This window comes from Pseudomonas sp. TCU-HL1 (assembly GCF_001708505.1).
Classification (GTDB): domain Bacteria; phylum Pseudomonadota; class Gammaproteobacteria; order Pseudomonadales; family Pseudomonadaceae; genus Metapseudomonas.
Genome location: NZ_CP015992.1, coordinates 5,851,155 through 5,871,654 on the forward strand (window position 1 = coordinate 5,851,155; position 20,500 = coordinate 5,871,654).

The window sequence follows — 20,500 nt, forward strand, 5'->3', positions numbered from 1 at the left end:
GCGCCGCTACCGACGGTGGTCGGCCGGGTTTACACTGCCGGGCCGCGCCCGTAACGCCCGCAAGGAACACACCATGCCCGTGATCGTCGAGACCCTGAACAGCCCCTCCGAGCAGGACCGCGGCGACCTGGCGAAAATCTACGCCGACGCCCCGGCCTGGCTGCTGGCGCCTTACGCCGATGCGGCAGAACTGGTGGAACGCGGCCTGGCCGAGGGCCTGCTGGTAGCCGGGCGCTTCAACGATCGGCTGCTTGGCGCGGCGCTGGTCGTACGCGGCGAAGACCACTGGCGCCTGTCCCACCTTTGCGTGCGCAAGGTGACCCGCCATCGCGGGGTAGGTCGTCGCCTGGTGGACGAAGCCGCACGCCTGGCGCGGGAAGCGGGCAAACCGCTGCATCTGGCCGCCCCCGGTGACCATCTGGAAAGCCAGGCCCTGGCCGCACGCTTGCACCTGCCGCTGGAAAGCCTTTGAGCCGCGGACGCCCCCGTCGCTGAACCGACGGCGCGAAACACCATCCAAAGTCCCTGACCCGGGCGTCGAGCCCCGCATCGCCGCACGCCATGGCTGATGGCCCGGCGCTATACTCGGCACCTTCAATTCACGCGATCCATCACAAGGACTGGCCAATGAAAGCCTTCGGCAAAATCCTGGGCCTCATCTTCCTCGGGCTGTTGCTGATCATAGTGGCCCTGGGCTTCGCCCTGACCCACCTGTTCGACCCGAACGACTACAAGGACGAAATCCAGCAAATGGCCCGGGACAAGGCCAATCTGGAGCTGACCCTCAACGGCGACATCGGCTGGAGCCTATTCCCGTGGCTCGGCCTCGAACTGCACCAGGCGACCCTGGCGAGCGCCGCCACCCCGGCCAAGCCCTTCGCCAACCTCGACATGATCGGCCTGTCCGTCCGGGTAATGCCGCTGCTGCGCCGCGAAGTGCAGATGAGCGACATTCGCGTCGAAGGCCTGAACCTCGACCTGCAGCGCGACGACAAGGGCCGTGGCAACTGGGAAGACATTGGCCGTCCGGCCAAGGCACAGGAAAGCGCCCAAGCCGGCACACCGGCCAGCCCTGCACCCGCCGACGAAGCCAGGCAGTCGCCCGCCACCGAAGCGCCCGCGCGACCGATCAAGCTGGATATCGACAGCCTGACCGTGCGCAATGCGCGTATCGACTACACCGACGCCAAGAGTGGCAAGCAGTTCAGCGCCGAAGGTATCGAGCTCACCACCGGTGCCATCCGCGAAGGCGCCAGCATTCCGTTCAAGCTCAACGCGTTCTTCGGCACCAACCAGCCGGTCCTGCGTGCCAAGACCGAGCTCACTGCCAACCTGCGCTTCGAGCGCGCCCTCAAGCGCTACCAGCTGGAAGACCTCAAGCTCAATGGCGAAGCCTCGGGCGAACCGCTCAAAGGCAAGACCCTGGCCTTCAACGCCCAGGGCCAGTTGCTGGCCGATCTCGCCGCCAACGTCGCCGAGTGGAACAGCCTGAAGCTTTCCGCCAACCAGCTGCGCGCCCTCGGCGAACTGAAGGTGCATGACCTCGACAAGGACGCGCGCCTGGAAGGCGGCCTGTCCATCGCCCCGCTCAACCTGCGGGAGTTCCTCACCGGGGTCGGCGTCGAGCTGCCGCCGACGAGCGACGCCACCACCCTGCAGAAGTTCGAACTGGTGACCAAGCTGGGCGGCAGCGCCAACAGCCTCGCCCTCGAAGGCCTGAACCTGAAGCTCGACGATAGCGTTTTCAGCGGCCGCCTGGCCGTGGCTGACTTCGCCAGGAAGGCCGTGCGCATCCAGCTCAAGGGCGACAAGCTCGACCTCGACCGTTACCTGCCGCCCAAATCCAAGGCAAAGCAGGAAGCCCAGACTGCCCGCCAGGCCGAAGTGAAGCCCGCCGTGGCCGCCGCGAGCCAGGGCAACACCCCGCTGCCCAATGCACCGACCCAGGCCGCCTGGAGCGAGGCACCGATGCTGCCGGTAGATCAGCTGCGCAAGGTCGACCTGGAAGCCGCCCTGAACTTTGGCCAGTTCACCGTCGACAAGCTGCCCATGGACGACGTCAGCCTCAAGGCCAATGGCAAGGGCGGCCTGCTGACACTGGAGGATCTGCGCGGCGATCTGTTCGGCGGCAGCTTCCAGGCCAGCGCACAGATCGATGCCCGTCCGGCCGTTCCATTGCTCAAGGCACAGAAGCGCATCAGCAACGTGCCCGTGGAAAAGCTCCTCCAGACGCAAGAGCAGAAGCCGCCGGTACGCGGGCTGCTGGACATGAGCGCCGATATCACCAGCAGCGGCAACAGCCAGAAAGCCTGGATCGACGGCCTGAACGGCACCGCCAGCTTCGTCCTGAACAACGGCGCGCTGCTCGACGCCAACCTCGAACAACAGCTCTGCCAGGGTATCGCCACCCTCAACCGCAAGGAGCTGACCAGCACCCGTGGTGGCAATGAAACGCCCTTCGAGGAGCTCAAGGGCTCGCTCACCTTCAACAATGGCGTGGCCAACAACCCCGACATGCGCGCCAGCATTCCCGGCCTCAGCGTGAAGGGCGACGGCGCGGTGGACCTGCGCGTACTGGGCCTCGACTATCGCCTGGGCGTGGTCATCGAAGGAGACAAGAGCGCAATGCCCGACCCGGCCTGCCAGGTCAACGAGCGCTATGTCGGCATCGAGTGGCCATTGCGCTGCCGTGGTCCGCTGGAGCTTGGCGCCAAGGCCTGCCGCCTGGACAAGGACGGCATGGGCAAGGTCGCCGCCAAACTGGCCGGTGACAAGCTCTCCGAAAAGCTCGAAGAAAAACTCGGCGACAAGGTCAGTCCGGAACTGAAGGACGCGCTCAAGGGGCTGTTCAAACGATGACTCCCGAGCAGTTCTCCGGCGCCGTACTCGACTGGTACGACCACCACGGTCGCAAGGACCTGCCCTGGCAACACGGCATCACGCCCTATCGCGTGTGGGTTTCCGAGATCATGCTGCAGCAGACCCAGGTCAGCACCGTCCTGGGTTACTTCGACCGCTTCATGGAAGCGCTGCCAACCGTGCAGGCCCTGGCGGCAGCGCCCGAAGACGAGGTACTGCACCTCTGGACCGGCCTCGGCTACTACACCCGCGCCCGCAACCTGCAAAAGACCGCGAAGCAGGTAGTGGCCAATTACGGCGGCGAATTCCCGAGCGATGTAGACCAGCTTGCGGAGCTGCCGGGCATTGGCCGCTCCACTGCCGGCGCAATCGCCAGCCTGTCCATGGGATTGCGCGCCCCGATTCTTGACGGCAACGTCAAGCGTGTACTGGCCCGCTATGTCGCCCAGGACGGCTATCCGGGCGAACCGAAAGTCGCCAGGCAACTCTGGGACGTAGCCGAGCGCTTCACCCCTCACGCACGGGTCAACCATTACACCCAGGCGATGATGGATCTCGGCGCCACCCTCTGCACCCGAAGCAAGCCCAGCTGCCTGCTGTGTCCGCTACAGAGCGGCTGCCGCGCGCACCAGCTTGGCCGGGAAACCGCCTACCCCGCTCCGAAACCGCGCAAGGCCCTGCCGCAGAGGCGCACCCTGATGCCGCTGCTGGCCAGCCGCGACGGCGCAATCCTGCTCTATCGCCGGCCTTCGAGCGGGCTCTGGGGCGGGCTATGGAGCCTGCCGGAGCTGGACAATCTCGACGCCCTCGCCCCGCTGGCCAGCCGGCACGCCCTGCACCTCGGCGAGCGCCGCGAGCTGCCCGGACTGACACATACCTTCAGTCATTTCCAGTTGGCCATCGAACCCTGGCTGGTGGACGTGCAGGGCAGCGCCCCTGTCGTGGCCGAGGGCGATTGGCTCTGGTATAACCTCGCCACCCCGCCGCGCCTTGGCCTCGCCGCACCGGTGAAGAAGCTGCTCAAGCGCGCGGCCGACGTATTGAATGCAGGAGAACCGCGATGACCCGCACCGTGATGTGCCGCAAGTACAAAGAGGAACTGCCGGGCCTGGAGCGCGCGCCGTATCCGGGTGCCAAGGGCGAGGACATCTTCAACCACGTTTCGCAAAAGGCCTGGGATGAGTGGCAGGCCCACCAGACCATGCTGATCAACGAGCGTCGCCTGAACATGATGAACGCCGAAGACCGCAAGTTCCTCCAGGCCGAGATGGACAAGTTCCTTTCGGGCGAGGAATACGCCCAAGCCGACGGCTATGTCCCCCCGAGCGCGTAAGCGCCCGTAATAGCTAAATTTTTTTTCAAAAGGGTGTTGACGAGGGGCCGGCAAATCCGTTTAATAGCGCCCCGTTGCCCAGGTAGCTCAGTTGGTAGAGCAGGGGATTGAAAATCCCCGTGTCGGCGGTTCGATTCCGTCCCTGGGCACCACCTTCTTCTTTCAGGTGGTGCCAAAACCTCCCGAAAGTCCACAGAAAGCCCGCCCAGTGCGGGCTTTTTGTTTTCTACCCTTCCCATACCTTCCCTTGTAAGCCCAAAGTTTTAGGGGCATTGTTAGGGGCATTGCCGGTTCGGTCATGTTTCATGCCCCTACGAGGTGCCCCAATGCCCCGCGCAGCAACGCCCCTGACGGATAGCGCCATCAAGGCAGCCAAGCCCAAGGAAAAGCCCTACAAGCTCTCAGACGGCCAGGGGCTGTACCTAGAGGTGATGCCCAACGGCTCCAAGCTGTGGCGCCTCAAGTACCGTCACGCGGACAAGGAAAAGCGCCTTGCCTTTGGGGCATACCCCGCCGTGCCCCTACAGCAAGCCCGCAAACGCCGCGATGAAGCGCGCCAGCAACTGGCCGAGGGGGTAGACCCTGGCGAGCAGAAGAAAGCCGCTAAACAGGCGCAGAAGGCCGACGGCCTGAGCTTTGAGACACTGGCGCGCGAGTGGTACGCCTACAACGCGCCTCGCTGGGCCAAAAGCACTGCCTACAAAGCGAAGCTGTACCTAGAGAACGACCTAATACCCGGCATCGGTTCGCGGCCCATTGCCAAAATCACCCGCCCCGACCTAGTGGACCTGGTGCGCAAAGTGGAAGCACGCGGCTCCCTGAACGCAGCCGGAAAGATTCGCCAATGGCTACACCAGATTTTCCGCTTCGGGCTGGCCAAAGGAGTGGCGCCCAACAACCCGGCCACCGACCTGGACGTAGTAGCGGCACCACCTAAGGCAGCCCGCCGCCATCCGCACGTCAGTTTTGCCGAGTTACCAGAGCTGCTGGACAAGATTGGCACAACCAACATCCACACCCTGACTCGCTGCGCCATCCGCCTATTGGTACTTACAGCCGCTCGCCCTGGCGAACTGCGCGCCGCGCCCTGGGCTGAGTTCGACCTAGACACCGCAACGTGGACAATTCCTAAAGAACGCATGAAGGTCGGACGCCGGCACGTGGTGCCGCTGCCACACCAGGCCGTGGCCATCCTGCGGCAGCTAGAGCAAATCAGTGGGAGCTATCCGTTACTGTTCCCCGGCCAGCGAAAGGCAGACCGACCAATGAGCGAGAACACGATTAACAAGGCGCTCGGCCTGATGGGCTACAAAGGCCGACAAACCGGCCATGGCTTCCGTCACCTGTTGAGCACCGAACTCAACGAACGGGGCTACAACCGCGATTGGATTGAACGCCAGCTGGCCCACGGTGACTCCGACGAAATCCGCGACACGTACAATCACGCAACCTATCTGGAGCAGCGGCGGGAGATGATGCAAGAGTGGGCCGACTCGATAGACGCGCTAACCGTCGGCATCAACGTGGTGAGCATCAAGCACACGGCTTAGCTCTCACCAGCAAGCCTCAGAGCATGAACTAGACGGCACGGTTAACCGTGCCCACCAGGGAACACCGGCACCGAAAGGGCGCGCATGGATAAGCCAGATCTTCTGCCAATCATCGAAGCACAAATCACCCAGTGGGATTGTGGGGTAAGCGAGCACGCCAGAGAGTTTTTGACGGACGTTCTCCGCTGCGCTGAGGTTTCTAACCGACCAGTCGATATTGATGCTGCCTTCGAGCTACCTTGCCAGGACCTGGCGGCCATGGCTCTTGATGGCCTGGTTAAAACAACAGGCTACAGCGCCGACGACTTTGAATCGTTAAGCGATTGCCAGCACATGAAGTTTTCCCCCTCAGGTTTTCCGCTTCGTGAGTATGTCAACGCGCTACTAGACGTCAGGTCTTCTTGCCTAATGGTGCTGGGGCACATTGAGGATGCCAGGGAGTTTGACAGGGAAGGCCATACTGAATGCGCGACAGCAGAGGTGGGCGAACTGATTGTGCGCCTAAGGTCACTGGAAACCGTTGTGGAATCGCGCCACTGGATCGACCAAGACCTTTGGAGAGTTCTGAAGAGCGCCAAGGCTGAGCAAGAAGAAGCCCGCACGAAAAACCAGAAGAAGATGCAAAAAGCCCGCGCAGGCAAAACCGGCAAGCATAACTGGAACGCAGTAATGGCGCTGGAGGCCAAACTGCTGGCCACTGGCAAGGCTGACCGGGATCTGGCGAGCATCATTCAGGCACGGCTCGAAATCCCACCCTCCACCTACCGGGCTTGGAGAAAAAAACGACAGCTCAATCATTGAGCTGTCGTCCCAACAAATAACCTGCAAACCATGTACCCCACGCCACCCAAGGAGGCGCACAACATGGCTGCATACACCCACCCCGCCCAACTCCCCCGTCGCTTTATCAAGCTGGTGGACGTCAAAGCCCTGACCACCCTTTCTACATCCGAGATCTATCGGCGCATCGCTGCTGGCACCTTTCCGGCTCAAGTCACCCTCGGCCCGAAGTCCGTCGCCTGGATTGAGGCTGAGGTACTGGCGTGGTGTGATGAACTAGTCGCACAACGCGAGGTGGCCTAAATGAACAAGGCCACCCGTCCCGGAGAACAAGGCGGCCCTTTACAAGCCGAACCTAGCCACGCCCCGAGCAAGATTGCCCGTGTCCTGGCGCATTTGCTGTACAGCAGTTCGCTGAATCGCTTCGAGGCCGAACGCATTGGCGACCATTGCTTGCACAGCACTATAAGTAGCCTCACGCACAGCTATGGTTTGAGACTAATGCGCATCCCGGAAAAGGTGCCAAACCATTGGGGAGCGCCCTGCGGCGTAACCCGCTACAGCCTGCCGAGCAGCGAACACTGCCGCGCCCAAAACGTGCTGCTGCTCCTGAACCAACGAAACACCGCGCGCCCCCTTCGCTCTGAACTGAGGGCCTAACCCATGATGAATTTCCAACCCTGCAAAGCAGCGGGGACGCCGAAGACTTGTCCGAATTTAGCTCTACGCGCCCTGCTCACCCTTGCCCCCGCTGGCGCCGAACTCGTCCTGCTTATCACCGTGGAGGTGCTGATATGGATTGCCTAAGTCTGTTCCGCGAAGCCCTGCAAGCCCATTACGGGAAGCTTGATTGGCTGCCGATAGCAGATGGCACCATCCGTCGCTTTCACGTGCCAGGTGACAAGCCCGGCACCCGGAATGGCGCTTACCAACTTTTCCTTGGTTACATTGCCTCGGGCTGGTTCGGCACTTGGAAGGATGGCGGCAATTGGCATATCTGGAGCAGCCGCAAGCCTGCCAATCACGTTGAGGCACAGCTGCTCTCCCTGCGCATCGAGCGGGCCCGAAGCCAACGCGAGGCCGGGCAGCATCAGCGTCAGCAAGCTGCCGCCGAATTGGCCGTCCGGCTGTGGCGTGATGCTCGCCGCGCGGCTCCCGACCACCCCTACCTGGCGACCAAGGGCTGCCGTTCCTATGCCTTGCGCCAGTCGGGTGACGTGCTGCTGGTGCCGATGATTTCTGGCGGGCAACTGGTGAACTTGCAACGTATCCGCCCGAACGGCGACAAGCGTTTCCTGGATGGCGGCATGGTAACGGGTTGCTATTCCCCCTTGGGCAGCATCAGCGCCGGCAAGCCGCTGTACATCTGCGAAGGCTGGGCAACCGGCGCCACGCTCCACGCCGAAACCGGCGCTGCGGTGGCCTGCGCCATGTCTGTCGGAAACCTATTGGCAGTTGGCCAACGCCTCCAGCGCGAGCACCCCGACGCCCAGCTAATCGTAGCCGGCGACGACGACCGTTTGAAGGTTGCCAATCCGGGGCGAACCGCCGCCACCCAGGTCGCCGCCGCACTGGGCTGTGGCCTGATCTTCCCACCCTGGAACGGAGCCGAACCGCTGGAGCTGAGCGACTTCAACGACCTTGCCCAGTGGAGGGCCGAGCAATGAGCGCATCCGAATTTGCCCCGCTAGTGCCAGAGGCTGAGGCGGCCAAGATCGAAAGCCCGTCCTATCGCGTCTATGACCAGCCAATCACTCTGGAAGGAATCAAGCTGCGCCCTGGCGTCTGGTATCACGACATCGAGGACGGCAAGGCAACCGGCGACAGCCTGCCGCTCGGCGAATGGCTGTGCGGGCCATTGCATGTAGACGCGGTAACACGCAATGAAGGCCAGGACGGCGACTATGGGCGCCTGCTGCGCTTTCGCAATGAGGACGACAAGTGGCAGGTCTGGGCAATGCCCAATGAGCTGCTGGCCGGGAGGCCTGACGCCATTCTGGCTGTACTGCTGAGCATGGGACTTAACGTGAACTACAAGCGCCGCAATCGGATCTGCCAGTACATTGCCGCTCAGCACCCCACGCACCGGGTCTTTGCGGCCACCTCAACCGGTTGGTACACGCCCAAGCTATTCGTCATGCCGAGGGAGCGCATTGGCGAGGGCGATGCCATTTACCAGGCCGAGGCCGCCAACTGCGACGACTATCGCAAAGGCGGTACCCTGGACGGCTGGAAATCGAGCATTGGCGCTAGGTGCGAGGGCAACCCACTGTTAGTGTTGAGCGTTTGCGCTTCGTTGGCCGGGCCATTGCTGTATCCCGTCCAACGTCAAGGCGGGGGCTTTCACATCATCGGCGACTCCAGCACCGGCAAGAGCAGCGCCATCCTCGCCGGTGCCTCGGTATGGGGCCACGGCGACGACTTCAAGCGCACTTGGCGCGCCACCGGCAACGGACTGGAGGGCATCGCCAGCCAGCGCAATGACACCTTGCTAGCCCTGGACGAAATCGGCGAGGCCGACCCGAGGGAAATTGGTGCCGTGGTCTATGCAATGGCCAACGGTACCGGCAAGGCCAGGGCCAGCCGTACAGGCGCAGCACGGGCCGCCAAGCGCTGGCGTGTCATACTACTTTCATCTGGTGAGCTGGGGTTATCGGCCCTGATGGCAGAAGGTGGCAAACGCTGCCGCGCCGGCCAAGAAATTCGCCTGCTGGATGTTCCAGCCCGTCGAATCTACGGAGCCTGGGACAACTTGCACGGCATGGCCGGAGGCCGTGAGTTCTCTGACGCCATCCAACGTGCCAGCGTGACCCACTACGGCCACGCCGGGCCTGAGTTCATCCGCCAACTGCTGGCGTCTGGCGAGGTCGGAAAGCTGCCAGAGTGGTTGGCTGCAATGGTTAACAAGTATCCGAGCACCAGCGGACAAGAGAGCCGCGCCGCAGAACGCTTTGCCCTGGTCGCATTGGCTGGGGAGCTGGCCATCAAGTTTGGTCTGCTTCCGCTTCCCGCCGGACACGTTCAGGCTGCCCTGCTGGACCTGTTCGACTTGTGGTGTGCCGGCCGAGGTGACGGCCCAAGCGAGAATCGGCAAATACTCAAGAGCATCGCTGACTTCATCGCACGGCATGGCGACACGCGTTTTTCAAGGGTCGACGACCGGCACGGCGAAGCCCGCGACCGCGCGGGTTACTGGGAGGATTTGCCATCCGGGCGCCTGTACCTGTTCAACCGCCCTGGCCTAGAGGAAGCCGCCAAGGGCTACGACTTGGCCCGCGTGGTGCTGGCGCTTGATTCGGTTGGGGCCATCGCCAAGCGCGACACGGGCAAGCACCAAGCATTAAAGCGTCTGCCAGACGGAAGCCGGCAACGCCTGTACTTCATCAACCCAGCCAGCCTGGAGCCTGAAAACTAAATGCAATTTGCTTTTTCCACGGGTGACAGGGGAAACATGAGTGACAACCTAGAGCCACGGGGCTTTCAGCAATCACCCTAGGAAATCTTCCAAGGGTGACGAAGGTGACAAGTAAGGAAGTTGTCACTCCCGCCACCCCAGCACAACAGGCACGGGGACAGCTATAGACCACGCCGTTTCTGCTGTTCACCCTTGTCGCCCTTGGCACCCTCACAAAAATCAAAAGAAAGATGCAAATGAGCCAAATGACACTGCTCGCCGGGCATCTTGGCGCAATACTGTGCTCTGACGCTTCTCGGCTCTCCCGAGCCCGCCTGGATAGACAACCTAGGGTTATACGAATAATGTCGTATACGGATTTTGCAGAAAATTGAATCAGCAATTTTGACTTGGCGTCCATGGCGCATAACTCACTTCTGATGCCAGCACATCGCTAGAACCCGCAGAACAAGCAGGGAAAGCCAAAGACGACCGGAGCGTTATTCACCAATTGACGCATTTAAATACATCAATTGATGACCAAATATAGTTATACGAAGGAATATCATGGAAAGCTACGTATTTAAAACGTCATGCGGAACCATTGGATACTTTCAAAAGAATGAAAACGCCTGCCGCCTGTATTTGGATGAAGAATTCTGGCCAAGAAATAAACTTTTTAACTGGGAAAGCTGGATTCAATATAGCACTGGAGATTATTCGAGGAGCTTACCAAAGACCACCTTAACAGATCCTGTAAGTAGCGCGGTTAGCTATTTTGTCTGGCAATGCGACGGAGAGTCATCTCCCGACATAGTTGAGCTAGAAAAAAGTATCTTACCCCCAGGAATACGCTACAAAAGAATGAATCGCGGCAGCCCTTATTTATTTGAAGCTACCAGAAAAGATCACGCCACCATTGACGAGGTCAGATCATTTAACAACCTCGTTAGCGCAATGAACGATGTGTTTAATGTAATTGAGCCAGACAAAATAAACGAGTTCGCATACGGCCATCGAACTAGAGAGCTGCTCACCATTGCATGCACCGAGGTCGAATATCTTTTACTTCAAATACTTAAAGAAAATGGCTACGCCTCGTCCAGGTTCACTACGAACGACTATGTAAAAACACTCCCAGCACTTAAACTCAATGAGTATTCCGTAGAACTAAAGATGCACCCATCTATGGGGACTTTTTCCCCGTTTAGCGATTGGACCGCCGATAAACCGACAGAGTCATTGCCTTGGTACTCTTCATACAATGCAGCCAAGCATGATAGAGGCGGAAACTTTCATAGGGCCACACTAGGTGCAACGATAAATGCCATTGCAGCAGTTCATATACTACTTGAAGCTCAGTACGGACAGCGGTTATTTGAAAAGCCCTTATATTCCGAATACGAGAGTTGCTTTCAAACTAAAAAATACCCAGCATGGGGTACCGGCGAGATATTTTCACCACTCATAGAAAACGACGAAAAAATTTCGTGGGTCGATACTCGTGATTTTTTTACCACAAGCCCCGCATAACAATTAGCTCAAATCGTTCACCCCGCTCGCTGGGACGAACTAAAGCCCGCCCCTAACTTAATCGTCAGATAGCAAGGAGACCCCATGCGCACATACAAAATCAAAGTCACCTACACACGAAAAAGTTTGGATAAAAAAGAAATAGAACTGGAGTGCAACGAATACCCCGTAGCCTCTATCGTGGACTCATTCATAATCGAAGAAATCATGACAAGAGAAGAACCTAATCTCCTCTCAATATATCCATTAATAAAATCCGTACCACGTGGTGCTGAAGCAAGCAGGATGCCTAGTAACAAAGAGCTAATGGAGTTACACGGAATATCTGACCTCGTGTATGAAATCGATGAACGGCTATTCTGCATTACAACCTAACCAGTGGTTCAAGTCGTTCGCTTCGCTCACTGGGACGAACCAATGCCAGCCCCTGGCTTAATCGATATTCCGCACCTGGGATTTAATCCATGAAAAAATACAGTGAACTGACTATCGACATTAAAAAAAGCATCGCCAGCGCTTATGACCTCAACCTTCCAAAGAAAAAAATGGAAGAGGTCAAATCTCACCTTGCATACATCCTACCTAGGCTTCACGAACCAAACACACTAATCAACCAAATTAAAGAGGCGCTAGCCTTTATCCACGAACAAGAAGGCAGGACACAATCATGGAAAGACTGGCTAGTAAAACCTGTTCTTGTCGCCATTGCTACAGGACTAATAACCGCACCGATATCTTTTTATGTAGGCATAACCATTGAAAAATCGAAGGCTGCTGAATGCGAAGCCCACACGAAAAATAAAGGCATAACAAATCAATAAAACGGACAACGTACCGGGGCCGCTTAACTCCAATCCCGGCGCTCCCGCCCTTTGAACTCTGACAAACCCAGAATCCTACGGATTTATGTACACGTGTCTCCCAGGTCGGTCTTTGGAGAAAATCCCCCAGACTTTTACCACCCCCTACCCATAGTTGAGCTTTCGAGCAGAGCCCGCACACGGCAGGGCGGCGAAGCGGCGAAAAGCAACACAACAACCACCCCGCTAGGCCGTACCGGGCCTCATCCAGTTCAACACCAGGCCTCGAATTACACCCTCCCATGGGAACCTCTAATAAGGAGGGCTTGCCCGCAGTCCTGCGCTACGCGAGGGTGCGCTAGGTCGCAAGCGATGAAGGCGTCCTGAATGGCGCCAGCCTCCCACAGGAGTGCGGCAGGACTTTTTGTTTTGGGGGCATTTTTGGGGGCATATCCAGAAGACGCCGAGCGCAATGGCTAGCAAATGCTGGCCATGTAGCCATCAGTTCGATTCCGTCCCTGGCACCACTAATACCAAACAAAAAACCCCAGCCGTGTGCTGGGGTTTTTTGTTTTCGAAGTCCCCTTCTCCCCCGCAAGCATGAAGCCGGCGGCGCTGCTAACCTCTCACCGAGCCACCGCGCCCGGCAGTGAGCCTCGGGCCGTGATTGTTCGGGAAGCGCCCATCCAATGGACATGGGGGACCGCATGAAGGGAATAGTCTTCAACCTGCTGGAAGAAGTGGTAATCCGTCATCAAGGCGAGAACGCCTGGGACGCCTTGCTGGATAGCGCTGGACTGGATGGCGTCTACACCTCCCTTGGCAGCTATCCCGACGAACAGATCTACCGCCTGGTTGGCGCTGCTTCACAGATGCTGGCCATGCCGCCCTTCGAAGTCCTGCGCTGGTTTGGCCAGGAAGCCATGCCCGCATTGGCCAATCGCTACCCTGCCTACTTCAGCCCCCACGATTCGACGCGCACTTTCGTCCTCAGCGTCAACGCCATCATTCATCCCGAAGTCCGCAAGATCTACCCAGGCGCCGACGTGCCCACCTTCGGCTTCCACGACGAGCTGGACGGCGCGCTACTGATGGTTTACCGCTCGCCGCGTCGCCTCTGCGCACTGGCTCAGGGATTTGTCGAAGGTGCAGCTGCGCACTTCCACGAGAAGCTGGACTTCGAGCATCTCCACTGCATGCATCGAGGCGATCCGGAGTGCCGCTGCCGTATCACCTTTCATGGCAAACACCTGGACTGATGACCATGGAAAGCACCACACCAGGGGACTCCGAAGCCGACAAACTGCGCCGCCGCCTGCATCGAGAGCACCAGGCGCGACTGGAAGCGGAACTCATTGCCGAACACGGCTTACGCGAACTCTATGAAAAGCAGCAACAACTGCAGCTACTGGAAGCCATAGCCGACGCAGCCAACGGTGCCGCTTCGGTCGCCGACGGCCTCGAATTCACAGTGCGCAGCGTTTGCCAATTCACCGGCTGGCAGATCGGCCATGCCTACCTGACGATTCAAATCGAAGGCGAACCACGCCTGCGCTCTGCGACCATCTGGCACTACGCCGACGAGCCGCGCTTTCGGGACTTCCGCCAGGTAACCGAAGCCATGGAGTTCACTCCGGGCCTCGGCCTCCCCGGCCAGGTCCTGTCCAGCGCGGCTCCAGCCTGGATTGCGGACATTTCCCTGGCAGCGGGCTTCTGCCGATCAAAGGCCGCATCGGACGCCGCACTCAGGGCAGCGGCAGCCTTCCCGGTTCTGGTGGGCAGCGAAGTGGTCGGGGTTCTGGAGTTTTTCACCAATCGCGTCCTGGTTCCGGATGACACGCTACTGAGCCTGATGGCTCAGATCGGGGTGCAGATGGGCCGGGTGGTGGAGCGCAAGCGTGCCGAAGAACAGTTGATCGATGCCTTTCATGATCCACTGACCGGCCTGCCGAATCGGGCGCTCTTCGCCGATCGCCTGTCCCGCGCGGTGGCCCGCTGCAATCGGCACCAGGATGCAGCCTTCGCCGTGATGTTCATCGACCTGGACCGCTTCAAGCTGGTCAATGACAGCCTCGGCCATATGGCCGGCGACCTGCTCATCATCCAGGTCGCCGCGCGCCTGGGTACCTGCCTGCGGCAGAGCGACACCCTGGCTCGAATGGGCGGCGACGAGTTCACCATTCTGCTCGATTGCACGGACGGCCCCGATGCCCTGGTCGTGGTCGCCGAACGCCTGTTGAACGCCCTGGAACCGCCCTTCTTCATCAATGGCGAGCAGCTCTACATCAGCGCCAGCATCGGCATCGCGCCGAGCGGTTCAGGCCACGAGTCGGCGGAGGAAATCCTCCGCCAGGCCGACCTGGCCATGTACCGCGCCAAGACGCTGGGCAAGCACCGCTTCGAGCTCTTCGACCGCAGCATGCATGAGCTGGCCTTGGGGCGCCTGACCCTGGAAACCCGACTGCGCCAGGCGCTGCAGAACGGCGAGTTCGTCCTGCACTACCAGCCCATCGTCCGGCTGGAAGACAGCGAAACCGTGGGCGCCGAGGCCCTGGTGCGCTGGCAGAAATCGTCTACTGAACTGATTTACCCCGGCGACTTCATCCAGGTCGCCGAAGACACCGGCCTGATCCTCCCTCTTGGGCTCTGGGTGCTGCGCGAAGCCTGCGTCACCCTGGCCCGCTGGCCCCGGGAACACCCACGCCCAAAGCCCCTGACTGTGAGCGTCAACCTTTCTGGCCGGCAGTTCGCCCAGCAGGATCTCGTGATGCGCGTTGCCGGCATCATTGCCGAGACCGGCATCCGCCCGGATTGCTTGCGCCTGGAAATCACCGAAAGCGTTTCCATGGCCGACTCCGAACGGACCACCACGGTGCTCAAGCAGCTCCATGATCTGGGCGTGCGCATCAGCCTGGATGACTTCGGTACCGGCTACTCCTCATTGAGTTACCTGCATCGCTTCCACCTGGACGTGTTGAAGATCGATCGCTCCTTCGTGACCCAACTCGACCGGTGCCCTGAAGGCGTGCAGCTCGTTCAGACCATTCTGAGTCTGGCCCGCAACCTGGGAATCGAAGCTGTCGCGGAAGGCGTTGAAACCGAGCAGCACCTGTCGATACTCAAGTCCCTGGGCTGCGCCTTCGGCCAGGGCTACTTCTTCGACCAAGCACTGCCCGCCTCAGCCTTCATTGCGCGGCTGCAAGACAAGGTCCCGCCGAATGGACAGAAAGCGACCGATTCCACCCCCTTCGCCACCACATCCGACTAAGCGATTGATTCACAAAAGGAAACTTGAACAAATCAGGACAACCCGCGTCCGCCAGGCCCCACAGGGCGATTTCGGCGCTTTTTTGTTACCGCGACAAGCAACTGCAGCGATGCGACAACCTTGTACGCAGCGCCGTTACAGCGCGCCCGGCACGCTTGGCGCCTGGCAAAGCGCTATGCTAGCTTCCCCCTCGCCAGGAAGGCCGCCCCACCGCCAGAGTGCCCCCGAACAATAAGAGGACCCCCCATGGCCCAAGCCACGCCAGCGCTTGAAATCCGCAACCTGCACAAACGCTACGGCGATCTCGAAGTGCTCAAGGGCATCTCCCTCACCGCCAACGACGGTGACGTGATCTCCATCCTCGGTTCCTCGGGTTCCGGCAAGTCCACCTTCCTGCGCTGCATCAACCTCCTCGAAAACCCGCACGACGGGCAGATTCTCGTGGCAGGCGAAGAGTTGAAGCTCAAGAAAAGCCGCGCCGGCGAACTGGTCGCAGCCGACAACAAGCAGATCAATCGCATGCGCAGCGAGATCGGCTTCGTCTTCCAGAACTTCAATCTCTGGCCGCATATGACGGTGCTCGACAACATCATCGAAGCGCCGCGCCGCGTGCTCGGCCATAGCAGGGCCGAAGCCACCGAGATTGCCGAAGCCCTGCTGGCCAAAGTCGGCATCGCCGACAAGCGCCACGTTTATCCGACCCAGCTTTCCGGCGGCCAGCAACAGCGCGCGGCCATCGCCCGCACCCTGGCCATGCAGCCAAAGGTGATCCTGTTCGACGAACCCACCTCGGCGCTCGATCCCGAGATGGTACAAGAAGTGCTTAACGTGATCCGAGCGCTGGCCGAGGAAGGCCGCACCATGCTGCTGGTCACCCACGAAATGAACTTCGCCCGGAACGTTTCCAGCGAAGTGGTTTTCCTTCACCAGGGGTTGGTAGAAGAGCAGGGACCGCCACAGCAGGTATTTGACAACCCGCAATCGGCGCGCTGTAAACAATTCATGTCCAGCAATCGCTAAAACACGGAGCAAGATCGCATGAAGAACTACAAGAAGATTCTGCTGGCCGCGGCCGCCACGCTCGCTTTCGGCACCAGCGCCGTTGCCGCCGAAAAACTGAAGATCGGAACCGAAGGCGCCTACCCGCCCTTCAACCTGATTGACGCCAGCGGCCAGGTCGGCGGCTTCGACGTCGAGATCGCCCAGGCCCTGTGCGCCAAGATGAAGGCCGAGTGCGAAGTGGTCACGTCCGACTGGGACGGCATCATCCCCGCCCTGAACGCCAAGAAGTTCGACTTCCTCGCCGCCTCCATGTCCATCACGGAAGAGCGCAAGCAAGCCGTCGACTTCACCGAACCCTACTACACCAACAAGCTGCAGTTCATCGCTCCGAAAGGCGCGGACTTCAAGACCGACAAAGCCAGCCTGAAAGGCAAGGTAATCGGTGCCCAGCGCGCCACCATCGCCGGCACCTGGCTGGAAGACAACATGGCTGATGTGGTCGACATCAAGCTCTACGACACCCAGGAAAACGCCTACCTGGACCTGTCCTCCGGCCGCGTCGACGGCGTGCTGGCCGACAAGTTCGTCAACTGGGAATGGCTGAAGAGCGACGCCGGCAAGGACTTCGAGTTCAAAGGCGAGCCGGTGTTCGACAACGACAAGATCGGCATTGCCGTGCGCAAGGGCGATCCGCTGCGCGAAAAGCTGAACGCAGCCCTCAAGGAAATCGTTGCTGACGGCACCTACAAGAAGATCAACGACAAGTACTTCCCCTTCAGCATCTACTGACCTGCCCGACCGGTGCCGCCTCCGCGCGGCACCGGCGCCTGAGCCCTCATGAACCTAGACCTTTACGGATTCGGCCCGGCCCTGGCCGCGGGCGCGCTCATGACCATCAAGCTGGCGCTGTCTGCGCTTGCGGTTGGCCTGGTGCTCGGCCTGCTCGGCGCGCTGGCCAGGACATCTTCCACCAAGCCGCTGCAATGGCTGGGTGGCACCTATTCCACCATCGTGCGTGGCGTGCCCGAGCTGCTCTGGGTTCTGCTGATCTACTTCGGCACGGTCAACCTGATGCGCACCCTGGGCGAATGGCTCGGCATGCCCGGACTGGAGCTCAACGCATTCGCCGCTGGCACCATCGCCCTGGGCCTGTGCTTCGGCTCCTACGCCACCGAAGTCTTCCGCGGCGCCATCCTTGCCATCCCCAAGGGACACCGCGAAGCCGGCATGGCCCTGGGGCTTTCCAGCAGCCGCATTCTCTGGCGCGTGATCCTGCCGCAGATGTGGCGCATCGCCCTGCCGGGCCTGGGCAACTTGTTCATGATCCTGATGAAGGACACCGCGCTGGTCTCCGTGATCGGCCTGGAAGAGATCATGCGTCGCTCGCAGATCGCCGTAACGGCCAGTAAGCAGCCGTTCACCTTCTTCATGGTCGCCGCATTCATCTACTTGGGCCTTACCATCCTCGCAATGATCGGCATGCATTGGCTTGAGAAGCGCGCTGGCCGTGGCTTCAAACGGAGCGCAGCATGAACTGGGAAGTCATCTTCAAGTACCTGCCGCAACTGGCACAGGGCGCCATCCTCACGCTAGAACTGGTGGCCATCGCGGTCATCGCCGGACTGATCCTGGCGCTGCCGATGGGCATCGCCCGCGCCTCCCGTCACTGGTACGTGCGCGCCCTGCCCTACGGCTACATCTTCTTCTTCCGTGGCACGCCGCTGCTGGTCCAGTTGTTCCTGGTGTATTACGGACTGGCGCAGTTCGATGCGGTACGCAAGGGCCCGCTCTGGCCGTACCTGCGCGATCCGTTCTGGTGCGCGGTGCTCACCATGACACTGCACACCGCGGCCTACATCGCCGAGATCCTGCGCGGTGCCATCCAGGCCGTCCCGCCCGGCGAGATCGAGGCCGCGCGCGCCCTTGGCATGTCGCGATTCCAGGCGCTGTTCTTCATCATCCTGCCGCGTGCAGCGCGCATCGGTCTGCCGGCCTACAGCAACGAAGTGATCCTGATGGTCAAGGCCAGCGCCCTGGCCAGCACCGTCACCCTGCTGGAACTCACCGGCATGTCGCGCACGATCATCGCCCGCACCTACCTGCCGGTGGAGATCTTCTTCGCGGCGGGCCTGTTCTACCTGTTGATCGCGTACGTGCTGGTGCGGGCCTTCCGCCTGCTCGAACGTAAGCTGCGGGTGGACGCCCTGCAAGGCCGCTGAGCCCAATACCGCTCCTCGTCCGTGGATGAGGAGCGGTGCTGGCGGCGCTATAATCGCCGCCCCTGATTACCCACCGCTTCGCCAGCATGACCAGCCCTGCGCCCCTCAAAGGCCCGCACCTGCGGGAACGATTCGCCGCCCTGGACGATTTCCTGCGCACCCACCAGGACATCTGGCGCCCGACGCCCTTCACCGAGCTTCGGCTGCCCTGGGAAAACCAGCATCCCGAACTGGCCAACTGGCTGCGTCAACGCACGCTGGTCGAAGCGGACACCATCCACAATCATCCCGAGCGATTACAGGCACCGGCACCTTATCCACAGCTTGCCGCGCAGTCGGCGGCCCTCAGCCAGGTTGGCGAACTCCCGGCCATCCATACCGAAGCCTTGCCGACCGCCTTCACTGTCGATGTGCCCGGTCGCAAATGGCAGCAGATAGATGCCTTTGCCAGCCGACTGCTCTTTTGCCAGGAACCTGCGCACTGGCTGGACTGGTGCGCTGGAAAAGGCCACCTGGGGCGTCGGCTGGCCCATGACGGCACGCCGCTGACCTGCATCGAACTGGACCCGCAACTGGTCGCCAGCGGACAGCACCTCAGCCAGCGCCTGGGCCTGACCGCCAGTCACCACGAACAGGATGCCCTGGCCGAAAGCGCCGCCAAGCGGCTTTCCGCCGACCACACCGTGGTGGCCCTGCACGCCTGCGGCGACCTCCATGTACGGCTGTTGCAACTGGCCAGCGCTGCGGGCTGCCGACAACTGGCAGTGGTGCCCTGCTGCTACAACCGAATCCAGACCTCGGACTACCAGCCGCTCTCCGCGCCAGCCAAGGCCTCCACCCTGCGTCTCAGCCAAGCCGACTTGCGCCTGCCCCTGAGCGAAACAGTAACCGCCGGCGCTCGCGTCCGCCGCCAGCGCGATCAATCCATGGCTCGCCGCCTGGCCTTCGACCTGCTGCAGCGAGAACTGCGCGGCGAAGACCACTACTTGTCCACCCCCTCCCTTGCCACGTACTGGCTGGACAAGCCATTCGCCACGTACTGCCATGACCTGTGCGAACTCAAGGGACTGCCCACCCCACTCGACCGCGACTGGATGGCGCTGGAAGCTGCGGGCTGGCGTCGCCTGGCCGAGGTACGCAATCTGGAACTTCCCCGCAGCCTGTTCCGTCGCCCGCTGGAACTCTGGCTGTTGCTGGATCGCACCCTCTTCCTTGAAGAGCAGGGCTATCAGGTGACACTCGGCAGCTTCTGCCCGCCCCAGCTCACACCTCGCAACATCCTGCTGCTGGCCGAGCGCTGAGATTACCCACAGAAGCTGTGGATAACTCTGTTGATGGAATCTGGGTAATCGACCGCAAAGCCTTGCCGTGCGCAGTCAGCGACAGCTGAACATTTTTTGGACAACTTACAAAAATCCATTTAAAACAGCAGCTTGTGAGAAACCGAGATATAGCTCACAAAATTTCAGGACTGGCGTACCAAAAATAGTCCCTTTGTGCATAAGCCACGCCCCACTGATTCCATGCCCCTGAAAGCTGCATCGCAGAGGTTTACTCGTAACGCCCAATCGCTATAATGGCGGCCCTTTCTGGCCGGTATAGCTCAGCTGGTAGAGCAACTGACTTGTAATCAGTAGGTCCCGGGTTCGATTCCTGGTGCCGGCACCAATAAACAGATTCATGCAGTGCCAAGCAGTGTCATGAATCCCCCACAAAGCCCGCCTCGTGCGGGCTTTGTGTTTCATGCAGTGCCATCCCGTTT

The 20,500-nt window shown here is 60.4% G+C and carries 20 protein-coding genes and 2 tRNA genes; all 22 read left to right on the plus strand.

What is annotated here, in order from left to right; genetic code table 11:
- The first annotated feature begins 73 nt into the window (after nt 1-73).
- The 22 genes from THL1_RS26765 to THL1_RS26855 all read left to right on the plus strand — a co-directional run bounded on the left by THL1_RS26765 (nt 74) and on the right by THL1_RS26855 (nt 20,406).
- On the plus strand, nt 74-472 hold the full coding sequence (locus tag THL1_RS26765; protein WP_069086075.1) for an acetyl-CoA sensor PanZ family protein: 399 nt from the start codon (nt 74-76) through the stop codon (nt 470-472).
- Nucleotides 473-627: 155 nt separating this feature from the next.
- On the plus strand, nt 628-2,859 hold the full coding sequence (locus THL1_RS26770) for an AsmA family protein (protein ID WP_069086076.1): 2,232 nt from the start codon (nt 628-630) through the stop codon (nt 2,857-2,859).
- Nucleotides 2,856-3,923 carry an A/G-specific adenine glycosylase gene (mutY, locus tag THL1_RS26775; RefSeq protein ID WP_069086077.1) on the plus strand — a complete coding sequence of 356 codons (1,068 nt, stop codon included), beginning with the start codon at nt 2,856-2,858 and terminating at the stop codon, nt 3,921-3,923. The genes THL1_RS26770 and mutY overlap by 4 nt, the downstream gene beginning before the upstream one ends.
- The gene (locus tag THL1_RS26780) at nt 3,920-4,192 is read left to right on the plus strand and encodes an oxidative damage protection protein (RefSeq protein ID WP_069086078.1); all 273 of its coding nucleotides are present in this window, start codon (nt 3,920-3,922) and stop codon (nt 4,190-4,192) included. The genes mutY and THL1_RS26780 overlap by 4 nt, the downstream gene beginning before the upstream one ends.
- A 76-nt stretch (nt 4,193-4,268) precedes the next feature.
- Nucleotides 4,269-4,344, plus strand: a tRNA-Phe gene (locus tag THL1_RS26785).
- A 174-nt stretch (nt 4,345-4,518) separates the two neighbouring features.
- On the plus strand, nt 4,519-5,742 hold the full coding sequence (locus THL1_RS26790; protein WP_069086079.1) for a tyrosine-type recombinase/integrase: 1,224 nt from the start codon (nt 4,519-4,521) through the stop codon (nt 5,740-5,742).
- An 84-nt stretch (nt 5,743-5,826) separates the two neighbouring features.
- The gene (locus THL1_RS26795; RefSeq protein ID WP_069086080.1) at nt 5,827-6,543 is read left to right on the plus strand and encodes a hypothetical protein; all 717 of its coding nucleotides are present in this window, start codon (nt 5,827-5,829) and stop codon (nt 6,541-6,543) included.
- Nucleotides 6,544-6,606: 63 nt separating this feature from the next.
- Nucleotides 6,607-6,825 (plus strand): helix-turn-helix transcriptional regulator, encoded by a 219-nt coding sequence (locus THL1_RS26800; protein WP_069086081.1) that lies wholly within the window; start codon nt 6,607-6,609, stop codon nt 6,823-6,825.
- Nucleotides 6,826-7,182, plus strand: a complete 357-nt coding sequence (locus tag THL1_RS29335) for a hypothetical protein (protein ID WP_083246020.1) — start codon at nt 6,826-6,828, stop codon at nt 7,180-7,182. It abuts the gene before it with no gap.
- A 134-nt stretch (nt 7,183-7,316) separates the two neighbouring features.
- Nucleotides 7,317-8,189, plus strand: coding sequence for a toprim domain-containing protein (locus THL1_RS26805; protein WP_069086082.1), 873 nt, complete (start codon nt 7,317-7,319; stop codon nt 8,187-8,189).
- Complete coding sequence (locus THL1_RS26810) at nt 8,186-9,937, plus strand: DUF927 domain-containing protein (protein ID WP_069086083.1); 1,752 nt, start codon at nt 8,186-8,188, stop codon at nt 9,935-9,937. Before THL1_RS26805 ends, THL1_RS26810 begins: the two co-directional genes overlap by 4 nt.
- A 546-nt stretch (nt 9,938-10,483) precedes the next feature.
- On the plus strand, nt 10,484-11,449 hold the full coding sequence (locus tag THL1_RS29970) for a hypothetical protein (RefSeq protein WP_145928395.1): 966 nt from the start codon (nt 10,484-10,486) through the stop codon (nt 11,447-11,449).
- Between the two features lie 84 nt (nt 11,450-11,533).
- Complete coding sequence (locus THL1_RS26815; protein ID WP_069086084.1) at nt 11,534-11,824, plus strand: hypothetical protein; 291 nt, start codon at nt 11,534-11,536, stop codon at nt 11,822-11,824.
- A gap of 89 nt (nt 11,825-11,913) precedes the next feature.
- On the plus strand, nt 11,914-12,270 hold the full coding sequence (locus THL1_RS29975) for a hypothetical protein (protein WP_145928396.1): 357 nt from the start codon (nt 11,914-11,916) through the stop codon (nt 12,268-12,270).
- 686 nt (nt 12,271-12,956) lie between these two features.
- Nucleotides 12,957-13,508: a heme NO-binding domain-containing protein gene (locus tag THL1_RS26820; RefSeq protein WP_069086644.1), complete on the plus strand. Its 552-nt coding sequence runs from the start codon at nt 12,957-12,959 to the stop codon at nt 13,506-13,508.
- Between the two features lie 5 nt (nt 13,509-13,513).
- Complete coding sequence (locus THL1_RS26825) at nt 13,514-15,517, plus strand: putative bifunctional diguanylate cyclase/phosphodiesterase (protein ID WP_202969617.1); 2,004 nt, start codon at nt 13,514-13,516, stop codon at nt 15,515-15,517.
- Nucleotides 15,518-15,763: 246 nt separating this feature from the next.
- Nucleotides 15,764-16,537, plus strand: coding sequence for an ABC transporter ATP-binding protein (locus THL1_RS26830; RefSeq protein ID WP_069086086.1), 774 nt, complete (start codon nt 15,764-15,766; stop codon nt 16,535-16,537).
- Between the two features lie 18 nt (nt 16,538-16,555).
- Nucleotides 16,556-17,308 (plus strand): ABC transporter substrate-binding protein, encoded by a 753-nt coding sequence (locus THL1_RS26835; protein WP_069086087.1) that lies wholly within the window; start codon nt 16,556-16,558, stop codon nt 17,306-17,308.
- Between the two features lie 48 nt (nt 17,309-17,356).
- On the plus strand, nt 17,357-18,052 hold the full coding sequence (locus THL1_RS26840; RefSeq protein WP_069086088.1) for an ABC transporter permease: 696 nt from the start codon (nt 17,357-17,359) through the stop codon (nt 18,050-18,052).
- The gene (locus tag THL1_RS26845; protein ID WP_069086089.1) at nt 18,049-18,738 is read left to right on the plus strand and encodes an ABC transporter permease; all 690 of its coding nucleotides are present in this window, start codon (nt 18,049-18,051) and stop codon (nt 18,736-18,738) included. The genes THL1_RS26840 and THL1_RS26845 overlap by 4 nt, the downstream gene beginning before the upstream one ends.
- 86 nt (nt 18,739-18,824) lie before the next feature.
- Nucleotides 18,825-20,039, plus strand: a complete 1,215-nt coding sequence (locus THL1_RS26850) for a methyltransferase (protein ID WP_069086090.1) — start codon at nt 18,825-18,827, stop codon at nt 20,037-20,039.
- A gap of 291 nt (nt 20,040-20,330) precedes the next feature.
- A tRNA-Thr gene (locus THL1_RS26855) sits at nt 20,331-20,406 on the plus strand.
- Nucleotides 20,407-20,500 lie beyond the last annotated feature (94 nt).

Coding starts and splice junctions, on each gene's coding strand:
- THL1_RS26765 (WP_069086075.1), top strand. CDS start 74: ATGCCCGTGATCGTCGAGACCCTGAACAGCCCCTCCGAGCAGGACCGC.
- THL1_RS26770 (WP_069086076.1), top strand. CDS start 628: ATGAAAGCCTTCGGCAAAATCCTGGGCCTCATCTTCCTCGGGCTGTTG.
- mutY (WP_069086077.1), top strand. CDS start 2,856: ATGACTCCCGAGCAGTTCTCCGGCGCCGTACTCGACTGGTACGACCAC.
- THL1_RS26780 (WP_069086078.1), top strand. CDS start 3,920: ATGACCCGCACCGTGATGTGCCGCAAGTACAAAGAGGAACTGCCGGGC.
- THL1_RS26790 (WP_069086079.1), top strand. CDS start 4,519: ATGCCCCGCGCAGCAACGCCCCTGACGGATAGCGCCATCAAGGCAGCC.
- THL1_RS26795 (WP_069086080.1), top strand. CDS start 5,827: ATGGATAAGCCAGATCTTCTGCCAATCATCGAAGCACAAATCACCCAG.
- THL1_RS26800 (WP_069086081.1), top strand. CDS start 6,607: ATGGCTGCATACACCCACCCCGCCCAACTCCCCCGTCGCTTTATCAAG.
- THL1_RS29335 (WP_083246020.1), top strand. CDS start 6,826: ATGAACAAGGCCACCCGTCCCGGAGAACAAGGCGGCCCTTTACAAGCC.
- THL1_RS26805 (WP_069086082.1), top strand. CDS start 7,317: ATGGATTGCCTAAGTCTGTTCCGCGAAGCCCTGCAAGCCCATTACGGG.
- THL1_RS26810 (WP_069086083.1), top strand. CDS start 8,186: ATGAGCGCATCCGAATTTGCCCCGCTAGTGCCAGAGGCTGAGGCGGCC.
- THL1_RS29970 (WP_145928395.1), top strand. CDS start 10,484: ATGGAAAGCTACGTATTTAAAACGTCATGCGGAACCATTGGATACTTT.
- THL1_RS26815 (WP_069086084.1), top strand. CDS start 11,534: ATGCGCACATACAAAATCAAAGTCACCTACACACGAAAAAGTTTGGAT.
- THL1_RS29975 (WP_145928396.1), top strand. CDS start 11,914: ATGAAAAAATACAGTGAACTGACTATCGACATTAAAAAAAGCATCGCC.
- THL1_RS26820 (WP_069086644.1), top strand. CDS start 12,957: ATGAAGGGAATAGTCTTCAACCTGCTGGAAGAAGTGGTAATCCGTCAT.
- THL1_RS26825 (WP_202969617.1), top strand. CDS start 13,514: ATGGAAAGCACCACACCAGGGGACTCCGAAGCCGACAAACTGCGCCGC.
- THL1_RS26830 (WP_069086086.1), top strand. CDS start 15,764: ATGGCCCAAGCCACGCCAGCGCTTGAAATCCGCAACCTGCACAAACGC.
- THL1_RS26835 (WP_069086087.1), top strand. CDS start 16,556: ATGAAGAACTACAAGAAGATTCTGCTGGCCGCGGCCGCCACGCTCGCT.
- THL1_RS26840 (WP_069086088.1), top strand. CDS start 17,357: ATGAACCTAGACCTTTACGGATTCGGCCCGGCCCTGGCCGCGGGCGCG.
- THL1_RS26845 (WP_069086089.1), top strand. CDS start 18,049: ATGAACTGGGAAGTCATCTTCAAGTACCTGCCGCAACTGGCACAGGGC.
- THL1_RS26850 (WP_069086090.1), top strand. CDS start 18,825: ATGACCAGCCCTGCGCCCCTCAAAGGCCCGCACCTGCGGGAACGATTC.